The following is a 20444-nucleotide window of genomic DNA, read 5'->3' on the forward strand; positions in this document are numbered from 1 at the left end:
CCCTGGGCAAAATTTAAACAAAAACTGGCCCCATTGTGGGGCGGGCCGCGTTTATGGGGCGGCCGGCCAACGCCAGTATCAGATCAACAACGAATTCTGAGAGAGCTTGCACATGCGCACCAGCAGGATTTTCCACGCAGTGGATTCCCACACCGAAGGCATGCCAACCCGGGTTATCACCGGCGGCATGGGCACCATTCCTGGAAACACCATGGCTGAACGCCGGCTGTGGTTCATGGAGCACAGTGACTGGATCCGTACCCTGTTGATGTGTGAACCGCGCGGTCATGCCTCGATGAGCGGCGCCATCCTGCAGCCCTCCACCCGCCCCGACGCCGACTTCGGCGTCCTGTACATTGAGGTCTCGGGCCTGTTGCCGATGTGCGGACACGGCACCATCGGCGTGGCCACCGTGCTGGTGGAAACCGGCATGGTCGAAGTCCACGAACCCGTGACCACCGTGCGTCTGGACACCCCCGCCGGCCTGGTCATTGCCGAGGTCGCCGTCAAGGACGGCCAGGCCGAATCCGTCACGATCCGCAACGTGCCCTCCTACAGCGACCGTCTGGACGCCTCCGTCGAGGTTCCTGGCTACGGCACCATCACCTATGACCTGGCTTTTGGAGGAAACTTCTATGCCATCGTCGAGCTCGAGGACCTGGGCCTGCCCTTTGAACGGGTCCGCAAGGACGATTTGATCACCGCCGGGCTGGCCATCATGGACGCCATCAATGCAGCCGACGAGCCGGTACACCGCGAACGCGAGGACATCCGCGGATGCCACCACGTCTATCTCAAGGCCCCGGGCTCCACCGCCGAGCACTCCCGCCACGCCATGGCCATCTACCCGGGCTGGTTCGACCGCTCTCCGTGCGGGACCGGCACCAGTGCCCGCATGGCCCAGCTGCACGCCCGCGGCGAACTCGCCATGGACACCGACTTCATCAACGAGTCCTACATCGGCTCGCAATTCACCGGCCGACTCGTGGCGGAAACCACCATCGGCGGACTGCCAGCAGTGATCCCCACCGTCACCGGACGGGCCTGGCTCACCGGCACCGCACAATACTTCCTCGACCCCACCGACCCGTTCCCGGAAGGATTCCTGCTGTGAACCTGCCCTACTTTGACGCCGCAACCGTACGCGCATCGCTGCCCTTCGACCGTGCCATCCGCGCCATCGAAGACGCCCTGCGGGCCGACACAGACCCGGAAATCGACGGGCCACGCATCTTTGCACCAGCACCCGCGGGAGAATTCCTGCTGATGCCCGCAGTCAGTGAAAGCTACACAGGACTCAAGGTCGTAACCATCGCCCCCGGCAACCCCGCAAAAGGCGAAGAAAAGATCCAAGGCGTCTACCTGCTCTTCAACTCAGCAAACCTCACCCCCATTGCCTCCATGGACGGCGCCGAACTCACGGCAATCCGCACCCCGGCCGCCACCTTGACCGCCGTCAAGAACATCGCCAACGCCCCCGGCGTCACCGAATTCACCACCACACCCAAGGTGCTCCTCTTCGGTGCCGGCGTCCAAGGCCTCAACCACGTCCGTGCGGCACACTCGGTCTTCCCCATGGGCACCTTCTCCGTGGTCGGCCAACGTCCGGAACGGGTCCAAGCCCTGATCAGCCAGCTGGCAACCGAGGGAATCACCGTTACCGCCGGAAACATCGACGACGTCCCCACAGCTGACGTGATCCTGTGCGTCACTTCTTCGAAGACCCCGCTCTTTGACGGCTCACTCCCGGCCGACCACGCAATCATCGCCGCGGTGGGGCAGCACGGACTCGACGCCCGTGAGGTCGATCAGAGCCTCGTCAAGCGCTCCGAGGTGGTGGTCGAGGGACGCGGCTCGTCGTGGCGTGAAAGCGGGAATCTCATCCCTGCACGCAGCGTCGAGGAATGGAAGGACATCCACCCAGCCAACCTCAAGGACTTGGTGAACGGCAAGTTCAAACGTGTTGACGGCCAGCCGACGTTGTATACGGGCGTGGGCATGGCCTGGGAAGACTTGGTTTCCGCGGCCGTGGTGTATGAAGATCACAGGAGTAAAAACGCATGAGCGTACCTGTGGAAATCGGAGACATCACCATGACCGGCAATTCGCACTTCACCATTGAGAAGCTCGACCGCCAAATGAGCTTGCGGGAAACCGTGACCGAACGCCTGCGAACATCAATCATTTCGGGTGATTTGGTGGAAGGCGAACTGTATTCCGCACCGAGCCTTGGCGCCGCTTTCGGTGTTTCGGCGACTCCCGTGCGCGAAGCGATGATGGACCTAGTGCGCGAGGGCTTGGTCGAGACCGTGAAGAACAAGGGCTTTCGGATCACCGGCATGACCGATGCCGAGCTCGATGAAATCGCCGAGATCCGCCTGCTGATCGAACCTGAGGCAACCAAGCGTGCCATGGCTCTGATCCCAGCCGAAAGCATCCCCGAATTGCGTTCACTCGCCGATGTCATCGTGCGCACGGCCCGGGACAAGGACAGCGATGCCTACCTCGCCGCTGACCGGGCCTTCCATTCCCGGCTGCTGAGCTTCGCGGGCAACAAGCAGCTCGTGGAACTTGTCACCTCACTGCGCCTGCGCACCCGCATGTACGGGCTCACGACGCTGATGGACAACCACCAGCTGGACGGCTCCGCACAGGAACACCACGAAATGATCGACTGCGTGGAACGCGGCGACGAGGAGGCCATCTATGAACTGATGATCCGCCACATCAGTCACGCACGCGGCATGTGGAATACCGGCAGGCTGGACGATGAGTCCGCGGCCGGCCGCGAGCAGAACACCAAGTAAGAAGGAGTACACATGAATGCGCCCAGCGACGTCATCGTCATTGGTGCCGGGGTCATCGGTGCGGCGATTGCATATTTCGCCACCAAACAAGGACTCTCCGTCACAGTGCTGGAGCGCGGTCTACCTGCAAGCGGAACCAGTTCCGCCTGCGAGGGCAACATCTTGGTTTCCGACAAGGAACTTGGCCCCGAGCTTGAACTGACAAAGTTCTCCCTCGACACGTGGCGCGGGGACCTTACCGAGCACGCAAAACACTGGGAGTTCGAGTCCAAGGGCGGCATCATTGTCGCCTCGCGGGAATCGAGCATGGCCTCCCTTGACCGCCTCACCCAGGCCCAGGCAGAGCACGGAATTGACGTCGAACGGGTCGACATCCCGCGGCTGCGCGAATTCGAACCGAACATTTCTCCCAATGCCCTGGGCGCCGCCTGGTACCCGGATGATTGCCAGGTCCAGCCGATGCTCGTCGCCGGGCACCTGCTCAAGTTGGCCCGGGCTGCCGGAGCCAAAGTCCTCACGCACACCATGGCCACCGGATTCCTGCGCCAGGGCGATGCCGTGAATGGCGTGAAAACCAGCCGCGGGGATTTCCACGCTCCCGCAGTGGTCAATGCAGCGGGTAGCTGGTCCGAGGACATCGCCGCGCTGGCAGGGGTCAACGTGCCGGTGAAACCCCGCAAGGGATTTGTCATGGTCACCGAACCTCTCCCGCCGATGGTCCACCACAAGGTGTACGCGGCCGAATACGTGGATAACGTGGGAAGCTCCGAGGCCGGGTTGCAGTCATCGCCCGTCGTGGAAGGAACCCCCGCCGGTTCCATCCTGATCGGCTCCTCGCGCGAACGTATTGGATTTGACCGCAGCGTCAACACCGATGCTCTGCGCCAGATGGCGGCAAACGCCATCGCGCTCTTCCCGTTCCTGAAAACGACGCGCATCATCCGCCACTACCACGGCTTTCGCCCATACTGCCCAGACCACTTGCCGGTCATCGGCCACGACCCGCGGGCACCGGGGCTTTGGCACGCCAGCGGGTACGAGGGCGCCGGCATCGGCCTGTCCGCCGGAACCGGGAAACTCCTCGCCCAAGCGCTGGCGGGGCTCACCCCCGACATGTCCCTGGCACCCTTCGCACCCGAACGCTTCGGCGAATTCACACCTGCACCCAATATCCATCAGGAGTCGGCAGCATGAGCACCACACCAAAACGGATCAATGTGAGACTCAATGCCCGGGCGATTGAGACTGCCGCCGGCCAAAGCGTCGGGGCAGTGCTCATGAGTGAGGGCATCATGGCCTGGCGCACCACCCGAAAAGAGGGAAAACCACGGGGCCTGTTCTGCGGCATCGGCGCCTGCTACGACTGCCTGATTACCGTCAATGGCCAACCCAACCAGCGCGCATGCATAGTCGAAGCCTGCGACTCAATGAGCATTGAAGGGGACTTTGACGCATGAGCTCCCAGGATAAACTTTCCTTTGACGTTGCCGTCATCGGTGCCGGGCCAGCCGGTCTGGCTGCCGCCGTCGCGGCCGCAGAACGCGGTGCCCGCGTGGCGGTCCTCGACGCCGGAGCGCAACCTGGCGGCCAATTCTGGCGCCACCGCCCCGAAACAATGGTTCCGGACCCAGACGGCCATGGTCACCACGGCTGGAAAACCTACCTGGATTTGCGAGCCCGCTTCGAGACCGCCCGCTCGGCCGGCCAGCTGCACTACCTGCCCAACACGCAGGTGTGGATGGTCGAACGCGAAGACGCGGGGCGCTTTGTCCTGCGCCTGACCCCGACCACCGGCACCGAAATCGCCCAGGCGACGGTCCGTGCCGACAAGCTCGTCTCCTGCACCGGCGGCTACGACCGCCAACTGCCGCTGCCGGGCTGGGATCTGCCCGGCGTCATGGCGGCCGGCGGTATCCAGTCATTCATCAAGGCCAACGGAACCCTGCCCGGCACGCGCTTTGTCATCGCCGGAACCGGGCCCTTCCTGCTCCCGGTGGCGGCAAACATCGCCGAGGCCGGCGGCACGGTCGTTGCCGTGTGCGAATCAGCCTCGCTGGCCAACTGGCTCCCGCACCTGGGCGCCGCCAGCGGTGTCCCGGGCAAGGCTCTGGAAGGCGCTGAATACGCCGGCGTCTTTGCCAACCACCGGATCCGCTACCGCACGCGCACGGTTGTCACAGAGGTGTTGGGGGTCTCCTGTGCCAACGCCGTGCGCATTGCCAAGGTTGACGCGCACGGCGCCGTCATTGCTGGCAGCGAGCAGCTGCTCGAGGACGTCGACGTCGTCGGCTTCGGCTGGGGATTCACCCCGCAGGTTGAACTTGCGGTATCCCTGGGCGCCGAGACCCGCATCGACGCCGACGGGTCGCTGGTCTGCGTCGTGGATGGGCAGCAAGCCACCAACGTCGCCGGCCTCTACCTTGCTGGTGAGGTCACCGGCGTCGGGGGGGCAGTGCTTGCCGTCGCCGAGGGACTCGTCGCCGGTGCCGCGGCTGCCACCGGGGAAGCGCCCTCGGCGGGCACCAACCGGCAGATCAGACGCCACCGCCGCTTTGCTAAGGCAATGCATCTAGCGCACCCGGTACCCGAGAAGTGGGACAAGCTGCTCACCGACGACACGGTGGTCTGCCGCTGCGAAGAGGTGAACCACGGGCGCATCGTCGAGGCCCGCGACACTCTGGGCGCCACCGACGCGCGGACCATGAAGTCCTTTACCCGCACCGGCATGGGCTGGTGCCAGGGCAAGGTCTGCGGCTTTGCCGTTTCCTGTCTTTCGTCTAAAGACCATGCCGACAACCAAGCGACACACGCATCGCTGTCGGCTCTGGCCAAGCGCCCGGTCGCGGCTCCGCTGACACTCGGGGAAATCAGCACGCTGGATTCCCGCCGACCCCACGACACCTAAGCGACCACCACCTGTAAACCTCCGGCAGTCAAAGGCCGGGCATCACTTTTTCGTGTGAAAGGACTACCCATCATGACAAGCACAGCCACCATCACCCCAACGAGCACCACCGAGCTCGAGGAATTCCTCACTGCCGCCCAGGAGGCAGCTGCACCGTGGGCGGCACTGCGCCCAGCAGAGCGCGCCGCCGTGCTTGACGCTGTCGCCAGCGCACTCGACGCCGCCGGTGAGACCCTCATCCCGATTGCCATGCACGAAACCAACCTGCCTCAGGCCCGCCTCACTGGGGAGCTCAAGCGCACCACCTTCCAGTTGCGTCTCTTCGGCGAGGTGCTGCGCGATGGCGCCTACCTGGACGCCCGCATTGACCACGCCGATGCGCAGTGGCCCATGGGCGCGCCCCGACCAGACCTGCGGCGCGTGCTCGAGCCGCTGGGCCCGGTCCTCGTCTTTGCTGCCAGCAACTTCCCGTTCGCCTTCTCCGTGGCAGGCGGTGACACCGCCTCCGCTTGGGCAGCAGGCAACCCGGTGATCCTCAAGGCGCACTCCGGACACCCTGAACTTTCCATTGCCACCGCGGCCGTTATCGCCGAGGCACTTGCCGCAGCGGGCATCCAGGCCGGGGTTTTCGCCCTCATCATGGGAACCGAGGCCGGGGCAACCGCGCTGAAGGATTCCCGCATCAAGGCTGGCGGATTCACCGGGTCGATTCCGGGAGGCCGCGCCCTCTTCGACATGGCCAACGCCCGTCCGGAGCCGATCCCGTTCTACGGCGAGCTCGGTTCCAACAACCCCGTCTTCGTCACCGCAGCCGCAGCAGCCGACCGCGGTGCCACGATTGCAGCCGAATTCGTCGCCTCCTTCACCATGGGTGCCGGCCAGTTCTGCACGAAGCCGGGAACGATCTTCGTCCCGCGCGGCTCGGAAATCGTCGAGGCTCTGCGTGACAGCGAACTTCCCGCAGCAGCCCCGTTGCTCAACAGTCGCATCCAGTCCGGCTACCTCGAAGTCCTTGAGGCACTCCAAGGCCACGACAAGGTCCGGGTCCTGGCACAGGGTTCGGACCCGTTGGCCGATCCGCCGAGCCCCACCCTGCTGCTCACCAGCGCCGAAGACGTGCTGGCACACCCCGAATCCCTGCAGACCGAGTGCTTCGGGCCCACCGCCCTCGTTGTCGAGTACACCGACGAAGCAGAACTGATCGCACTGGCCAAAAGCTTCGAGGGCCAGTTGACAGCGACGCTCATCGGTACCGAGACCTGCGAGGTTGAATCCTTGATCGATGTGCTGGCCCGCAAGGCTGGCCGCGTGCTGTGGAACCAGTGGCCAACTGGCGTTTCGGTAACCTACGCGCAGCAGCACGGCGGTCCATACCCGGCCACCACCTCCGTGGGCAGCACCTCCGTGGGCACAGCAGCCATCTCCCGCTTCCTGCGTCCGGTGGCCTACCAGGGCTTCCCTCAGGGCCTCCTGCCCGAAGCCCTGCAGGATACCAACCCGCTGAACGTCCCGCAGATGATCAACGGCAAGCGCTAAGCGAAAAACCCACCGAACCCCGGCGGTGCCATCCGATTCAGGATAGGACCGCCGGGGTTCGTGTTTACCAGCGGTGCGCCGCTTTCCAGGATCTGAGGGGGATCGGTACGGAAATTCACGTTTAGGTGCTTCGGTGTTGATTTCCGCATTGGCCGGTGAAATTTTCGCCTACGTGGCTGGTTTTTTTAGATTTAGCGGCGTGACGACGCGCTGGATCGACTCCGCTCATGAAAGGACCGGGCATGGCTGATTCCCAGCCGTGTCGTCCTAGTGCCCCATCGCGAAGGGCGTGGAATCTGGCAGCGAATGCCGCCGGGCCGGCGTCTCGCTAGCACCAGTTGGCCCCGTGGACGTGCCAGCCATCCCACAAATACGCTCAAACGTGTTCTCTCACCGCGCGCCCAGGAATAAGTGTTCCGGATCAAGATGGACAAGGATGGGGATGTTGCAAATGTGTCCGGCTTACGATGCCAGTGGGATGGTCGCGTGAAAGTAGTCTTGACCGGAACCGGTTTGTAGCCTCGGCAGTGAGACTGGTGCCGTGGATGCGTTAATAACGGGCTTTTGGGAGAATGCACCGCCAGTGCTGCCTGGGCCATCGCCGACCTTTTGGATGCCGTCGTCACGACGCTGCCATCCGGATGTCCGCGAGAGCAGCTCGGGACCCCACAAATCTTGGCACCACCAGTCCATGCCTCGAATTTACGCCTGATCCATCTCACTGGAATCGTCAGCCGGAAATGTGTCGTAGAACATCGCCGTCAAGCTGATGGCTGCCCGTGTCCAGCTCGCAAAAGTAGCGGTGCAGGCGCACAGATATGTGGAGGCCATTCTGGTCTGAAAGTACCGACCGTAGCCATCATGCAGCACCGGCATCTGTCCGCAGCCAACAGTTACCGGACCGCCGCGTCCTTTTTAGCCATTGCTCTTCATCCTTTCAAGGATCTTTGGACGGTTTTTAGCACATGGAAGATGGAATCGGTTGTCCTTGTCAGGACCGGATCGGCTACTGCTCTTCCCACTTCAGCCCTAGACATCTTCTATGAGTCAACTCGCACATTTGACATGTCGCGAATCCCGGCCTGTATCATGTCACATACCAGTATGACTTATGTCACAGTCTTTCAAGTGGAAAATGGGGATAAAGATGGCCAGCGATGAAGCTGTGAATTTAGTGTCCGGGGAGCGTGACAATACCTATTGCCTCCACGGGCGGGTGTTCGACCTGCAGTCTTCCTCAGCCAGCACAGTCCAGGCCAGCGCCCCAACACGTTTCAAGTATTTCGAAGAAGAAGGTGTCATCTGGGGCGAATATGCTGGCGACACGGTGACGATCGGAAAACTGGCTGGAACGAGATCCGACACGAGCATCACCTTGGCATATGCCCACAAAACGTTAATGGGAAGTACCGTATTTGGGAACGCAACCTCTGAAATCTCCGTGGATCCTGACGGAAAATTCAGGTTGACCGAGTATTTCAAGGGGGTCGACGGCACAGACCAACTCAGCATCTGCTGCGAGGTTTAACACGGCCGCAAGCCCGCCCCGCTTGGCAACCTGCTCTAGCCTTTCACTGTCACCACCGTGGTGTGGACAGTCTGTTCAATGGAGAATAGATGAAAATTAAACAGCTCAAAGCCCCCCTGACGGCAGCACTATTAGCTCTATCTTTGGTCGGTCTTGGTGCATGCTCTTCAGGAGACACCTCGTCCCCGAATGGAGGAGCTGGCTCCTCCGTGGTGGTCGACACCTCTTTTGACCTTAAAACGGCTGATCCTGCCCGAGAGTTCGAAACAACGGGCGCCATAGTTTCCCATGCCATCTACGAAACTCTTCTCACATTCAAGGGTGACGATGTAACCCAGCCAGTTGATGGTCTCGCCAGCTACACCATGTCAGATGACGCGAAGGTCATGACCTTGACCGTTAAAGAGGGCCATACCTTCTCTGACGGAAGCCCGCTAACGGTGGACGATGTGGTGTTTTCCCTTGAACGAGTCCAAGGGATCAAGGGCAACCCGTCCTTTCTGCTTGACGGCATCAAGATCGCCAAAGTTGATGAGAAGTCGCTTACCATGACGTCCCAGGACGCGAATCCGGCACTTCCCTTCATTTTGCCCAATGGGGCCTTGGGCATCGTGAATTCCAAAGTGGTCAAGGCCAATGGCGGCACCACCGACGCAAATGACGGTGCTGAAGCATTCTTGAACAAGACATCGGCAGGATCCGGACCCTACGAACTTGAGTCCTATGACGTTGCCAGCCAAGTTGTCTTTACGGCCAACAAGAACTACTCGGGTCCTGTAACGCGCGGGCATGACAGAGTCATCCTTCGTAACGTGGCTGGCCCCACCCAGCTCCTAAACATCCAAGCGGGCGACTCTCAAGTGGCCTTGGACCTCAACCCAGACCAGGCCAAAGAGCTAAAGTCCGGCGATGTGAAACTTATCAGCGGCCCTTCCCCTTACATGATCTTCGTGCTCATGAACCAGAACCCTGCGGTCAACAAGTTCACTTCCAACCAGGACTTCATGACGGCCGTGCGCCGAGGCATCGACTACGGAAAGATCATCAACCTGGCTGGCGAAGGTGCCGTGCAGCCTGGCGGGGTAATCCCATCACTGTTCGTCGGGGCCTTGAAGACAGATCCCAGCAACTCATTCGATGCCAGTGCTTCCAAGGCAGCTTTGGCCAAGTCCGGATACAACGGGGAAGAAATCCTTTTGAACTTCCCCAACGACATCACCGTGCAGGGGCTAGAACTCCAGAGCATCGCAGTGTCCGTCCAAGCCCAGTTGAAATCAATTGGCATCAACATAAAACTCGCTCCACAGCCAGTGGCTACCGAGCTCGACTCCTACCGTGGCGGCAAGGAAACCCTAGGTTTGTGGTACTGGGGTCCGGACTACCCGGATCCCACTGACTATCTGGTATTCACCCCCGGACAACTAGTTGGTCTTCGAGCAGGATGGGCCGCGGATGCGAACGCCGAAATTACTGGTCTTGCCGAAAAGGCTAAAGCTGCAACCGGCAACGAGGCACGCCAAGCGGCCTACGAAGCGCTGCAAAAGGCAATGAACGTCAGCGGTCCGTTCATTCCGTTGCTGCAACCCGCGAAGAACGTGGCCACGGCATCGACCGTATCTGAAGTCAGCCTAAACCCCGTCTGGACGATTGATCTTGCCGGCATCAAGTAAGGCTCCGGCCCAAGCGCGTCCCCATGTCGGGAAAACCAAGGGGAACCATCCCCTTGCCCGCTACCTGGTGACACGCTTGGGTCTGAGCGTCCTTCTGGTTTTCGGGGTCACGGTGGTCACCTTCATCCTGACAAACCTTGTCCCGGCAGATCCCGTCCAGGCTGCACTCGGTGAGCAGGCGGCCGCTGATCCCGAGATTGTTGCCCGGTTCCGCGAGCAAGCAGGTCTCGACAAGCCACTACTGGTTCAGTACTTTACGTATGTGGGTCGTCTGCTAACCGGAGACCTCGGCACTTCCAACCAAACTCGACTCCCTGTGGCGGACGAGATTGGGAGGGCTTTCCCTGCCACTGCCGAGCTGGCGCTGGTGGCGATAGTGATCTCCATCGTGATTGGCGTGGGCTTGGGCATGTGGGCAGCACTTCGACGCCGACGGCCTGCTGACCACATCATCCGGGCAGTGAGCTTGATTGGCCTGTCGGTTCCTACCTTCTGGCTGGCGCTGTTGATGTACTACGTCTTCTTCTTCAAGCTACGCGTCTTTCCAGGTTCCGGACGACTTTCACCGGCAGCAATCGCCCCACCTAAAGTCACTGGGCTCTATACCGTCGACTCAATATTGTCCGGTCAGATGAGTACCTTCTGGGATGCCCTCAGCCACCTAATCCTGCCGGCGTTGGTACTGGCGTTGTACACGGTTGGTTTGCTGACACGCTTTGCCCGAAGTTCAATTCTCGAGGTCCTGAACCAGGACTACATCAAGGCTGCAAAAGCCAAAGGGCTTCCCTTCCGGGTAATAATAATCCGTTATGTCTTGCGAGGTGCCTTGGTCCCGATCATCACAATTGTCGGATTGGCTTTTGGCTCCCTGCTTTCAGGCACCGTTCTAGTTGAAAAAGTCTATGCCTGGCACGGTCTTGGCGAATATGCGTTTACCGCGGCAACCAAATTGGATCTTCCCGCAGTCATGGGAGTCGGCCTGATAGTCGGCATTGTCTATATCGGCATCAATTTCATCGTCGACGTACTCTATGGAGTCATCGATCCGAGAGTGAGAATTCAATGAGCATCGAACAGGGCCTGAAGCGGCCTCGGTTTCGCCTCCCCGCAACGTTGAGAAGTCCCATGGCGCTGGTGGGTGCCTGCATCGTACTTTTCTGGATACTCGTTGCAGCCGTGATTTCTCCATTGTGGAGCGTCGACCCCTTGGCGCAGAACTTTGAACGGCTCATGGAACCCAGCGCTGCACACTGGTTTGGCACCGACCAACTAGGGCGAGACGTCTTATCCAGAACACTGGCAGGTTCGCAAACCTCAGTCCCGCTTTCCCTGCTACTTGTAGTTTCTGCCCTTGTCCTCGGCGGGACGCTGGGCGCCATAGCAGGCTACTTTGGCAAGGCCATCGACGAAACCATCATGCGGATTGCTGATTTGGTCTTCGCCTTTCCGACGATCATCCTAGCAATGGTCATTGCCGCCGCACTTGGCCCAAGCCTCACCAACGCTGTTATTGCCATGTTGATAGTTTCATGGCCGTCTTACGCGCGCGTCATGCGCTCTCTCGTCATCAGTACAAGGAACAGTGAGTACGTCATTGCGGGCCGTCTCATGGGTGCTGGCGCCTTTACCACCCTTCGGCGGGACATCTTGCCCAACGTGGTTTCACCTCTTCTGGTTTTGGCTACACTCGACGTTGGCACCGCGATCCTCCTCTTGTCGGGCCTGTCATTCCTGGGCCTTGGCGCAGTCGCACCGACAGCCGATTGGGGAGCCATGGTGTCCGACGGCGTCCAACAGTTCTCATCCTGGTGGATTGCAGTGTTCCCGGGTCTCGCGATTCTGAGCATCGTCCTTGCCTTCAATTTCCTGGGTGACGCCTGGCGCGACTCCCTGGACCCAAGGACAGCCGGAAACATACAAGGAAGGGCGATGTAATGACAGCTCAAGGAACCCCGGAAGGCATTCTTATCACGGGCCTGAGCATCCGTGGCCTTCACCTTGACATCCGCACAGGCAAGAAGACCACCCAGAAAATACTTCGAGGCGTGGACGTGGACGTGCCAGCCGGGAAAATCACCGGTCTGGCTGGCGAATCAGGTTCTGGGAAGACGATGACAGCCATGGCGGTCATCGGCCTTCTGCCGGATGGGTGTTCAACCCAAGGTGAGGCGACCTTTGAAGGGCAAAACTTACTGGCTCTCTCACCCGGCAAGATGAACAAGCTGCGCGGCAAACGGATCAGCATGATCTTTCAGGACCCGACGGCAAGCCTGCACCCTATGATCAACATTGGCGGCCAGCTGATGGACCACATGCGCCATCACCTGAACTATGGCAAGAGCGAAGCCCGCCGCCGCGCAATTGAGCTTCTGGAGCTGGTTGAAGTTCCACGCCCTGAAGAAGCGCTCAAAAAATACCCTCACCAATTTTCAGGCGGACAACTGCAACGCATCGCCATCGCCATCGCCCTGGCCTGCAACCCATCCGTACTTTTGGCAGACGAGCCCACCACCGCGTTGGACGTCACGGTTCAGGCAGGAGTACTTAGACTCCTTCGTCGTCTTTGCGATGACTTGGGCATCGCCATCTTGTTAGTTACGCACGACCTGGGTGTCATGTCTGCCCTAGCGGACACCATTGTGGTGATGCGCCAAGGTGAAGTAGTGGAGACCGGTGACAGGTATCAAGTGATCACGGCTCCCAAGCACCCCTACACCCAGGCGCTGATTGACGCCCTTCCCGCACATGAAGCGACGATGGTAGACCATGATGACAACTAACACGACAACACCCGAAGCAACTGGACAGGGCGAACAAATCCTCGCCGTCGACGGTCTAACAGTGAGGTTTCGACGTCCAAACAAGGAAATACTCACGGCCGTGGACCAAGTCAGCTTCACGTTGAATCGTGGCGAAGTGCTGGGGTTGGTGGGCGAGTCAGGTTGTGGAAAATCAACCACGGCACGTGCTGTTTGTGGCTTGGAACCTATCGCAGCAGGGTCAGTCGAGTTCCTGGGGGAGCAAGTATCCGCGCTGAAGATGAAGCGCCGTTCTGAACATCTCCTGGGAATTCAAATGGTGTTCCAAAACCCGTATGCATCCCTAAACCCACGGCGTCGAGTTGGCTCCCAAATTGAAGACGGTCTTGGCCTCAACAAACAAAGTGACGCCTGGAACGTCACGGAACTGCTAGAAAAGGTGGGCCTGGATGCCTCTGACCGCACCAAGTACCCCCATCAGTTCTCCGGTGGACAACGCCAAAGAATCGCCATTGCCAGGGCCATCGGAACGGGGCCGGACCTACTCATTGGTGACGAACCCATTGCCTCCCTGGACGCTTCGCTGCAATCCAAAGTGGCAGCTCTTATGCGTGATCTGGCCATACAGGCAGGATCAGGGCTCCTCTTCATCAGCCACGACTTGGCAGTGGTGCGTACCATCGCAGACCAGGTTGCCGTAATGAATCGGGGCGCCATTGAGGAGATCGGCCCTGTTAAATCAATCTGGAGGAACCCCCAAAGCGACTATACTAAACGGCTCCTTTCCTCCATACCTGTGGCTGACGGAATGGGAGTCTTGCCCGGTCTCAACGTTTGAATCAAGCAACTGGAACCTCACGGCAAGGGCCCCAATGCGGCACTCGGAGGTCGCAGCACCGCCATCGACGACCGGAGCCATCACGAGCAGTGGATGGTTTCATGTGTGAGCCGTTAGGCTCCCCGCTCTCCTTCTCAGAGGAGGGTACTTTTGGTCAGTTGTGGTTGACTGTCAATTCCTCGATTTTCCGCGGATTTTGTCCCATTTTACGGTCAACGATACGCTCCAATATGTGGCCGCTTTCCATCGTTTCCGCGGGGTAAACGCGGGGTGAACGTCGCCTCAGTTGGCGTTCGGCAAACGTCCTACTCCGGCCCAAGTGATGCAGTGGCTCACGACGCTGACAATTAGCCCGGGGGGTTCCCCGTGGAGATATTAACGCTGTTTCGAGGTGCCCTTCTGGGCCCATTGGTCCAGAACGTTGCCGGTCATCGAGGCGTGTTTTCCCGCGTTCAGGATGTCCTGGACGGTGATCATGTTCATGCTACTTCTCCGGTGCTCATATTCAGGGTGGTAAAGGTGTCATAGACGCTCAACTCCACGTTCGCGGCGGCCGGTTCGGTGCTTTTGGCCAGCCGGCGTGCCAACATGCCCAGCCTCGCCATGTCCGGGGCGTCTCCGCGCTGGATTAGAGTGTCGGCAGCGGCCACTGCCGCACCAATCCCTGCTCCCAAGGAACCGGCATCCACGGCGTTGAACAGTCGGCCAACCCCAAGCCCAGGGCCGCCCGAATGAACTGCGGATAGAGTTCCGCTATGGATTCGGCTGCGGTGACCGCGCAGAAGGTGCCGCTCATCAGCGCCGTGGCCGCTGTGCGGCCATCCAACCATTGGAAGAGAACAATACCCGGTGCAACGGGTGGGTGGAGGATCTTGTCCTCGTCATCTTCTGCGATGTCGGCAAGGTCGAGGATCAGCCTGGGGTCCTTGCGGAAACAGGCCAGGACTTCGAGCAGGCAGCCCACCAGACTCGATCCGGCGTAGACGGTGCGGAAGTTTCCTTCACAGTCGTCCCAGCGTCCGGGGAAGTGCCCGTTGGAGGACCATTCCCAGCCGCTACAGGCCCACGGTGCCGGTTAGAAACCCACCCGCCACACCGTTTCGACAAGGTTCACTGACTGTAATCTCGTTTTCGACACGTGCCTTTAGCCAGCCGAGGTGAAGGCTCGTGCGGCGGTCAGCACGGCCGGCCCGGCCTCGTCCAGGGGGCCTTCGCGCAGCAGCCGTGCAGGGGCAATGTCCTCCAGCTGGGGGTTCATGCCCTGAAACCAAGCCTGGACGACGGAGCGGGAGTCCCGCTCGGCCAGCAGTGCCGCAACATGGTAGGCGGCGCGCAGCCTGAGCATCGTATCCTCGGAGAGGTTCCGCTCACCATCTGCCCATTGCCTCACAGCACCGGTTTCCTTCACGGACCCCGGATAAGCCACGAGCTTCGCGCCCAGCAGGTCTCTGAGGTCGCGAACGAGCTCAGGGACCGGGAGCCTGATCGAATCCTGATACGCCTGAAGCCCTCCACAGGGAGCTGCAACTGCTGTCATAAGCCCATGGTATACACGGAACACCTATAAACAAGGGTAAAAAACAGTCCAAAACACATCCTGAATCACAGGTCAGAAACCGCCGATAACGACTATTATGTCAACCAGAATCGGTTGATATTTGATTTCCTCGTGGAAACAGTCCGAGGCAGTGAGTACGCATAGCAATGACCGGGACACCTTAGAGATGCCGTCGTCGAGGATGGATCCGCCCTGCTAAAGAATGCCGCCTCAATGGCGCTGGCTCAAAAGTCCGCGGATCAAGCTGTTAACACCGCGCGCATGGCTCGCTTTTAAGAACTTCCTGCAAAGGATCCAACCTTGGCATGCCAGACCCCGTCCTATTTAGTACAGCTTCTGGAGACACTGACACGGGCCCCATTAACAAATCGGATAGCCCGAGGTGGCGGGCCTCGAACTGTCTCGAAAAGTCATCCCGCCGTAAAGTGTCTTGGCCGATTGCTCGTCAGGGTTTTCTGAGTCAAAATAATGGTGTGAGACATTTGGGATACACACGTGTGAGCACTTCGAGCCAGAATGCGAAGTTGCAGCTCGACGCACTGGTCGCCGCCGGCGTGCAAAAGCGGGACGTGTTCGCCGACGTCACTTCCGGCAGTCGGACGGCGATCGAGCGCCCCGGGATGAAGAAGCTGCTTGAGTACGTCGAGGCCGGGGACACCGTGGTGGTTTGGCGGGTCGACCGGCTCGGTCGTTCATTGCTCGATGTGCTGAACACTGTGAACCTGTTGCGTGAACGCGGTGTGCTCGTGAGATCCATTTCGGACGGGATCGATCCGGCGACCTCGACCGGGCGGATGATGTTGAACCTGCTGGCCACCCTGGCCGAGTACGAGCGCGAGCTGATTGTGGAGCGCGTCAATGCTGGAATCGCCGCCGCCCGGCAAAACGGCACCCGTTTTGGCCGCCCACTGGCGGACCCGGCAGTGATCGCGGACAAGCTCGCGATCGCGAAGGAGGCCCGGGCTAAAGGACGCACCGCCGAAGAGGCGGCACGCCTAGTCGGGTGGAGTCGGGCCACGTTCTACCGCCACCTCGGCCAAGACGCCAGTCCAATCACAAGCCGGTGACCGACGATGCTCCAGCGGAGCGTTGCAGAGAAACTCGCACTGCTGAGCCAGCACGACGACGGCGCCTCATGGACACGCATCGCCGCCGAATCGGCGGTGCCGCTGCGGGCACCGACAGGGGAACAAAAAAGTATCGACAAACATTGTGTAACCCCTGTTACGGATGCTAAGCCTTGAGAGCAGCATGATCGCCGACAGGCTTGGGCATCTACGGGAAGAGCCCTCACGAAAACGAAGGAGCAACTATGACTGACCACAACGATGAAAAGCGTGCCCTGAACGATTGGAGCCACACGCTGTCGCATGCCCTGCAGATTCTGGATCTGGACGCGGACGCTCAGCTGATCCTTGACGTGGCCAAGGAAACTTCCCGGTCGGTGGGTCCCTCCGCCGGCCCGATCAGCGCTTTCTATGTCGGTTACGCCGCGGCGCTGGCCGCCACCAGCGGCCATGTAGACACAACCACGGCCGTGACCAACGCTGCGCAGAAGGTCATGAAGCTGTGCGCGGGAGTCAACGAAGAGGGTCCCGAGGGCGGGGGCTGGGCAGACACCGCCCAGTAAGCCGAAGCCGGGCCCGGGTGTTTTTCTTTTGGAATCCTCCGACCCCGGTTATGCCCCGCTCGGGGTGTCTGCCCCGGCACCCGCCCCTGCTGCGTTGTTGAGGGCGGGTTCCAGTCGGACCACGACTTGTTTGGATACGGGTGTGTTACTTCCGTCTGCCACGAACTCCAGCGGAACCAGCACATTCGCCTCCGGGTAGTACGCTGCTGCACACCCCCGGGCGCTGGGATAGGCCACCACACGGTAATTGCGCAAAACACGTTCCTTGTTGTCCATATACTCACCGTGGATATCGACGTACTGGCCGTCTGCAAGGCCCAGTTCGGCCAAATCCGCCGGGTTGACGAAGATCACCTCGCGGCCCTTCTTGATCCCCCGGTAGCGGTCGTTGTGCCCGTAGATGGTGGTGTTGAACTGGTCATGAGAACGCATCGTCTGCAGGAGCAGCCGCCCCGGTGGGCATTGAACGTGTTCCAGATCGTTGACGGTAAATATGGCCTTGCCGGTGGCCGTGTGGAAAGTGCGTGAATCGCGGGGGCCGTTGGCCATCACAAAACCGCCTTCTTGGCGGATCCGCTGGTTGTAGTTCTCGCAGCCATCCACCACGTGCGAGATGTGCCCACGGATCAGATCGTAGTTCCTCTCGAAGCCGGCCCAGTCCACGTTCACCTTCTCACCCAGCGTGGCGCGGGCCAACCGGGACACGATGGCGACCTCTGAAAGCAGGTTCGGCGCGACCGGCTCCACCTTGCCCCAGGAGGGATGCACCGCACACACCGAGTCCTCCACGGAGACGAACTGGTCTCCGCTGTCCTGCCGGTCGATTTCTGTCCTCCCCATCGTGGGTAATATGAGGGCTTCCTGTCCCACCACCGTGTGGGACCTGTTGAGCTTGGTGGAAATTTGAACTGTCATCTCCACGTTCTCCATCGCCGCCTCCGCCGCGTGGGTGTCCGAAATCGCGGCCACCAGGTTCCCGCCCATCGCCACGAAAACCTTCATGTCGCCGTCGCGCATTCCCTGGATGGTTTGTACCGCGTCGGCGCCATGCGCCCGGGGTGGATTGAAACCAAACTCCTCCTCGATCGCATCCAGGAACACCGGCGGCATCTGCTCCCAGATGCCCATGGTGCGATCCCCCTGTACATTGCTGTGCCCGCGGATGGGAGACGCGCCAGCACCAGGTTTGCCAATGTTGCCGCGCAACAGCAGCAAGTTCACGATCTCCTTGATCGCGGCCACGCCCTTCTTCTGCTGCGTCAGGCCCATGGCCCAAGTCACAATCACCCGGTCCGCTTTGAGGTAGCGCGCGGTCAGCTCGTCGATCTCCTCCAGAGCCAGCCCCGTGGATTCCAGTACCGCATCCTCATCCAGCCGTGCCAGGTGAGCCTTGAGCTCCTCCAAGCCCTGACAGTGGACCTGAATGAAGTCCTGGTCCAGCACCGTTCCCGGGTTCGCTTCCTCCGCCTCCAAAACGCGCTTGGAGACCGCCTGCAGCAGCGCCATGTCCCCGCCCAGACGGATCTGCATGAACTGATCCGCGATGTCGGTGCCGCGCCCGATGATGCCCTTGACCTCCTGCGGATTCTTGTAGCGCCGCAGGCCAGCCTCAGGCAGCGGATTGACAGCAACAATCTCGGCACCGTTGTTCTTGGCCCCTTCCAGAGCAGTGAGCATCCGAGGGTGGTTGGTGCCCGGGTTCTGACCCATGATGATGATCAGTTCGGACTTGCCGAAGTCATCGTAGGAGATGGTGCTCTTGCCGATGCCTAAGGTGTCTCCCATGGCCCACCCCGTGGACTCATGGCACATGTTGGAGCAGTCCGGTAGGTTGTTGGTGCCGAACGCACGCACGAACAACTGGTACGCGAACGCCGCCTCGTTGGACGTACGTCCACTGGTGTAAAAGACTGCCTCGTCGGGGGAATCCAAGCTATTGAGCTTCTCTCCAAGAATCGAGAACGCCTCATCCCAGCTCACTGGCCGGTAGTGATCTTCACCAGCTGGCTTGTACACCGGCTCGGTGAGTCTGCCCTGTTGTCCCAGCCAGTACTCCGACTTCTGGCGCAGTTCGCTGACCGGGTGTTCCGCCCAAAAGTCAGTGTCCACCGTGATCGGTGTGGCTTCCCACGTGACGGCCTTGGCCCCGTTCTCACAGAACTCAAAAGTCGAGCGGTGGCCAGGATCAGGCCATGCGCAGCTCATGCAATCGAAGCCGTCCTTCTGGTTCATCGCCAGCAGCGTCTTACGGCTCCTGTCCACACCCATATCCCGCAGCGCAGGACCCATGGAATGCGCAACACCAGGCACGCCCGCCGCCCAAGCCTTCGGAGCGCCAACCTCAACGTCGTCTACCCTCGGCTCATCTACACGAGGAGAGCTTTTACGTACCACTTTGCACTTCCTAATCTCTAACGCTGCCTGTGACCCACCACACCTAAACTAGGCCTAACAGTTATTCACATACACCGCAAGCAAAGCGCGTGTTTTAACTCTGTAGACACAGTGCCAGCCCGGAACGACACCAAAGCCTGACAACCAGCAGCGCTCATACGAAAGCCACTACCCAGGACCCGACGACGCGCCCCTGCAATACCTCCCACCACTGGGCCGAGAACACATCAACCTCACCGAAGCTACCCCGGGCGCGACAGCACCAGACCTCACACGGGCAAATTCAGGCCGTTACGCCCCGCCATCCGGCATTGGCATAAAGTTTTTCCATTTTCATTTTCATTTTCAGACCACAGGTCCTCTCATCAGACGCTGACGACCAAAAAACCGCCTGCTAGCCATGGATGGATTGCCGCCCCGTCGAAACACGTACGTTATGTAGACGCTTTGGCCGTGTCTCACTGCGGGTGTCACTGTAGTCACCTAATTGAGTTCTTCCACTCAGCGTTGGCATATGGAACAGCTCCCAGAGGGTGCTCAAATATGTAGCTGAGCCTCTGGCGACGACCCGATTTGAAAGATTCCAGGGCAAAAGAGCCTCAGATAGATAGGCACCTAAAGGTGGCGTTGCGCATGAGACAGAGCGCACAGCGGACGTGTCTCACGCCCACATATCGGGTGTAGTCGATCAGTTTCGTCAGGGACCACTCCGAGGTGACTCGTAACTAACGATGAACACACCGATTCAACCAGAAAGTTACAAGACTGAGGTGTACTAATGATGTGAGACAGTTCCTGAAAGGATTGTTCCCATGTCTT

19 protein-coding genes are annotated in these 20444 nt (G+C 60.2%); 15 read left to right on the forward strand and 4 right to left on the reverse strand.

Features of this window, described 5'->3' with window-relative positions; genetic code table 11:
• Positions 1 to 112 precede the first annotated feature (112 nt).
• The 13 genes from Q4P21_RS12115 to Q4P21_RS12175 all read left to right on the forward strand — a co-directional run bounded on the left by Q4P21_RS12115 (position 113) and on the right by Q4P21_RS12175 (position 14043).
• On the forward strand, positions 113 to 1114 hold the full coding sequence (locus Q4P21_RS12115) for a proline racemase family protein (RefSeq protein ID WP_303389020.1): 1002 nt from the start codon (positions 113 to 115) through the stop codon (positions 1112 to 1114).
• Positions 1111 to 2064 carry an ornithine cyclodeaminase family protein gene (locus Q4P21_RS12120; RefSeq protein ID WP_303389021.1) on the forward strand — a complete coding sequence of 318 codons (954 nt, stop codon included), beginning with the start codon at positions 1111 to 1113 and terminating at the stop codon, positions 2062 to 2064. The genes Q4P21_RS12115 and Q4P21_RS12120 overlap by 4 nt, the downstream gene beginning before the upstream one ends.
• A complete protein-coding gene (locus tag Q4P21_RS12125) occupies positions 2061 to 2807 on the forward strand; it encodes a GntR family transcriptional regulator (RefSeq protein WP_303389022.1) in 747 nt (248 codons plus the stop codon). Before Q4P21_RS12120 ends, Q4P21_RS12125 begins: the two co-directional genes overlap by 4 nt.
• A 12-nt stretch (positions 2808 to 2819) precedes the next feature.
• Complete coding sequence (locus Q4P21_RS12130) at positions 2820 to 4001, forward strand: FAD-binding oxidoreductase (RefSeq protein WP_303389023.1); 1182 nt, start codon at positions 2820 to 2822, stop codon at positions 3999 to 4001.
• Entirely contained in the window at positions 3998 to 4264 is a 267-nt protein-coding gene (locus Q4P21_RS12135) for a (2Fe-2S)-binding protein (RefSeq protein ID WP_303389024.1), read from the forward strand. The genes Q4P21_RS12130 and Q4P21_RS12135 overlap by 4 nt, the downstream gene beginning before the upstream one ends.
• Positions 4261 to 5712: an NAD(P)/FAD-dependent oxidoreductase gene (locus tag Q4P21_RS12140; RefSeq protein WP_303389025.1), complete on the forward strand. Its 1452-nt coding sequence runs from the start codon at positions 4261 to 4263 to the stop codon at positions 5710 to 5712. The genes Q4P21_RS12135 and Q4P21_RS12140 overlap by 4 nt, the downstream gene beginning before the upstream one ends.
• Before the next feature lie 72 nt (positions 5713 to 5784).
• The gene (locus Q4P21_RS12145) at positions 5785 to 7248 is read left to right on the forward strand and encodes an aldehyde dehydrogenase (NADP(+)) (protein WP_303389026.1); all 1464 of its coding nucleotides are present in this window, start codon (positions 5785 to 5787) and stop codon (positions 7246 to 7248) included.
• Between the two features lie 1147 nt (positions 7249 to 8395).
• Positions 8396 to 8776: a hypothetical protein gene (locus Q4P21_RS12150; protein WP_303389027.1), complete on the forward strand. Its 381-nt coding sequence runs from the start codon at positions 8396 to 8398 to the stop codon at positions 8774 to 8776.
• A 209-nt stretch (positions 8777 to 8985) separates the two neighbouring features.
• Positions 8986 to 10446 carry an ABC transporter substrate-binding protein gene (locus Q4P21_RS12155; RefSeq protein WP_303389028.1) on the forward strand — a complete coding sequence of 487 codons (1461 nt, stop codon included), beginning with the start codon at positions 8986 to 8988 and terminating at the stop codon, positions 10444 to 10446.
• Between the two features lie 67 nt (positions 10447 to 10513).
• A complete protein-coding gene (locus tag Q4P21_RS12160) occupies positions 10514 to 11512 on the forward strand; it encodes an ABC transporter permease (RefSeq protein ID WP_303389029.1) in 999 nt (332 codons plus the stop codon).
• Complete coding sequence (locus Q4P21_RS12165) at positions 11509 to 12381, forward strand: ABC transporter permease (RefSeq protein WP_303389030.1); 873 nt, start codon at positions 11509 to 11511, stop codon at positions 12379 to 12381. The genes Q4P21_RS12160 and Q4P21_RS12165 overlap by 4 nt, the downstream gene beginning before the upstream one ends.
• Positions 12381 to 13226: an ABC transporter ATP-binding protein gene (locus tag Q4P21_RS12170; RefSeq protein WP_303389031.1), complete on the forward strand. Its 846-nt coding sequence runs from the start codon at positions 12381 to 12383 to the stop codon at positions 13224 to 13226. The genes Q4P21_RS12165 and Q4P21_RS12170 overlap by 1 nt, the downstream gene beginning before the upstream one ends.
• Positions 13213 to 14043: an ABC transporter ATP-binding protein gene (locus Q4P21_RS12175; protein WP_303389032.1), complete on the forward strand. Its 831-nt coding sequence runs from the start codon at positions 13213 to 13215 to the stop codon at positions 14041 to 14043. Before Q4P21_RS12170 ends, Q4P21_RS12175 begins: the two co-directional genes overlap by 14 nt.
• Before the next feature lie 479 nt (positions 14044 to 14522).
• Here the strand turns inward: Q4P21_RS12175 and Q4P21_RS12180 are convergent, their stop codons facing one another.
• The 3 genes from Q4P21_RS12180 to Q4P21_RS12190 all read right to left on the reverse strand — a co-directional run bounded on the left by Q4P21_RS12180 (position 14523) and on the right by Q4P21_RS12190 (position 15580).
• On the reverse strand, positions 14523 to 14693 hold the full coding sequence (locus Q4P21_RS12180) for a hypothetical protein (protein WP_303389033.1): 171 nt from the start codon (positions 14691 to 14693) through the stop codon (positions 14523 to 14525).
• The gene (locus Q4P21_RS12185) at positions 14672 to 15007 is read right to left on the reverse strand and encodes a hypothetical protein (protein ID WP_303389034.1); all 336 of its coding nucleotides are present in this window, start codon (positions 15005 to 15007) and stop codon (positions 14672 to 14674) included. The genes Q4P21_RS12180 and Q4P21_RS12185 overlap by 22 nt, the downstream gene beginning before the upstream one ends.
• Positions 15008 to 15187: 180 nt before the next feature.
• Complete coding sequence (locus Q4P21_RS12190; RefSeq protein ID WP_303389035.1) at positions 15188 to 15580, reverse strand: hypothetical protein; 393 nt, start codon at positions 15578 to 15580, stop codon at positions 15188 to 15190.
• 494 nt (positions 15581 to 16074) lie between these two features.
• Here Q4P21_RS12190 and Q4P21_RS12195 point away from each other — a divergent pair, with 494 nt between their 5' ends.
• Both Q4P21_RS12195 and Q4P21_RS12200 read left to right on the forward strand, forming a co-directional pair.
• Positions 16075 to 16668 (forward strand): recombinase family protein, encoded by a 594-nt coding sequence (locus Q4P21_RS12195; RefSeq protein WP_303389036.1) that lies wholly within the window; start codon positions 16075 to 16077, stop codon positions 16666 to 16668.
• A 245-nt stretch (positions 16669 to 16913) separates the two neighbouring features.
• Entirely contained in the window at positions 16914 to 17231 is a 318-nt protein-coding gene (locus Q4P21_RS12200) for a DUF6457 domain-containing protein (protein ID WP_303389037.1), read from the forward strand.
• 48 nt (positions 17232 to 17279) lie between these two features.
• Here Q4P21_RS12200 and Q4P21_RS12205 read toward each other — a convergent pair whose 3' ends face one another.
• Positions 17280 to 19625, reverse strand: coding sequence for an FdhF/YdeP family oxidoreductase (locus Q4P21_RS12205; protein WP_303389038.1), 2346 nt, complete (start codon positions 19623 to 19625; stop codon positions 17280 to 17282).
• Between the last annotated feature and the right edge of the window lie 819 nt (positions 19626 to 20444).

This window comes from Arthrobacter sp. (assembly GCF_030540645.1).
Lineage (GTDB): Bacteria > Actinomycetota > Actinomycetes > Actinomycetales > Micrococcaceae > Specibacter.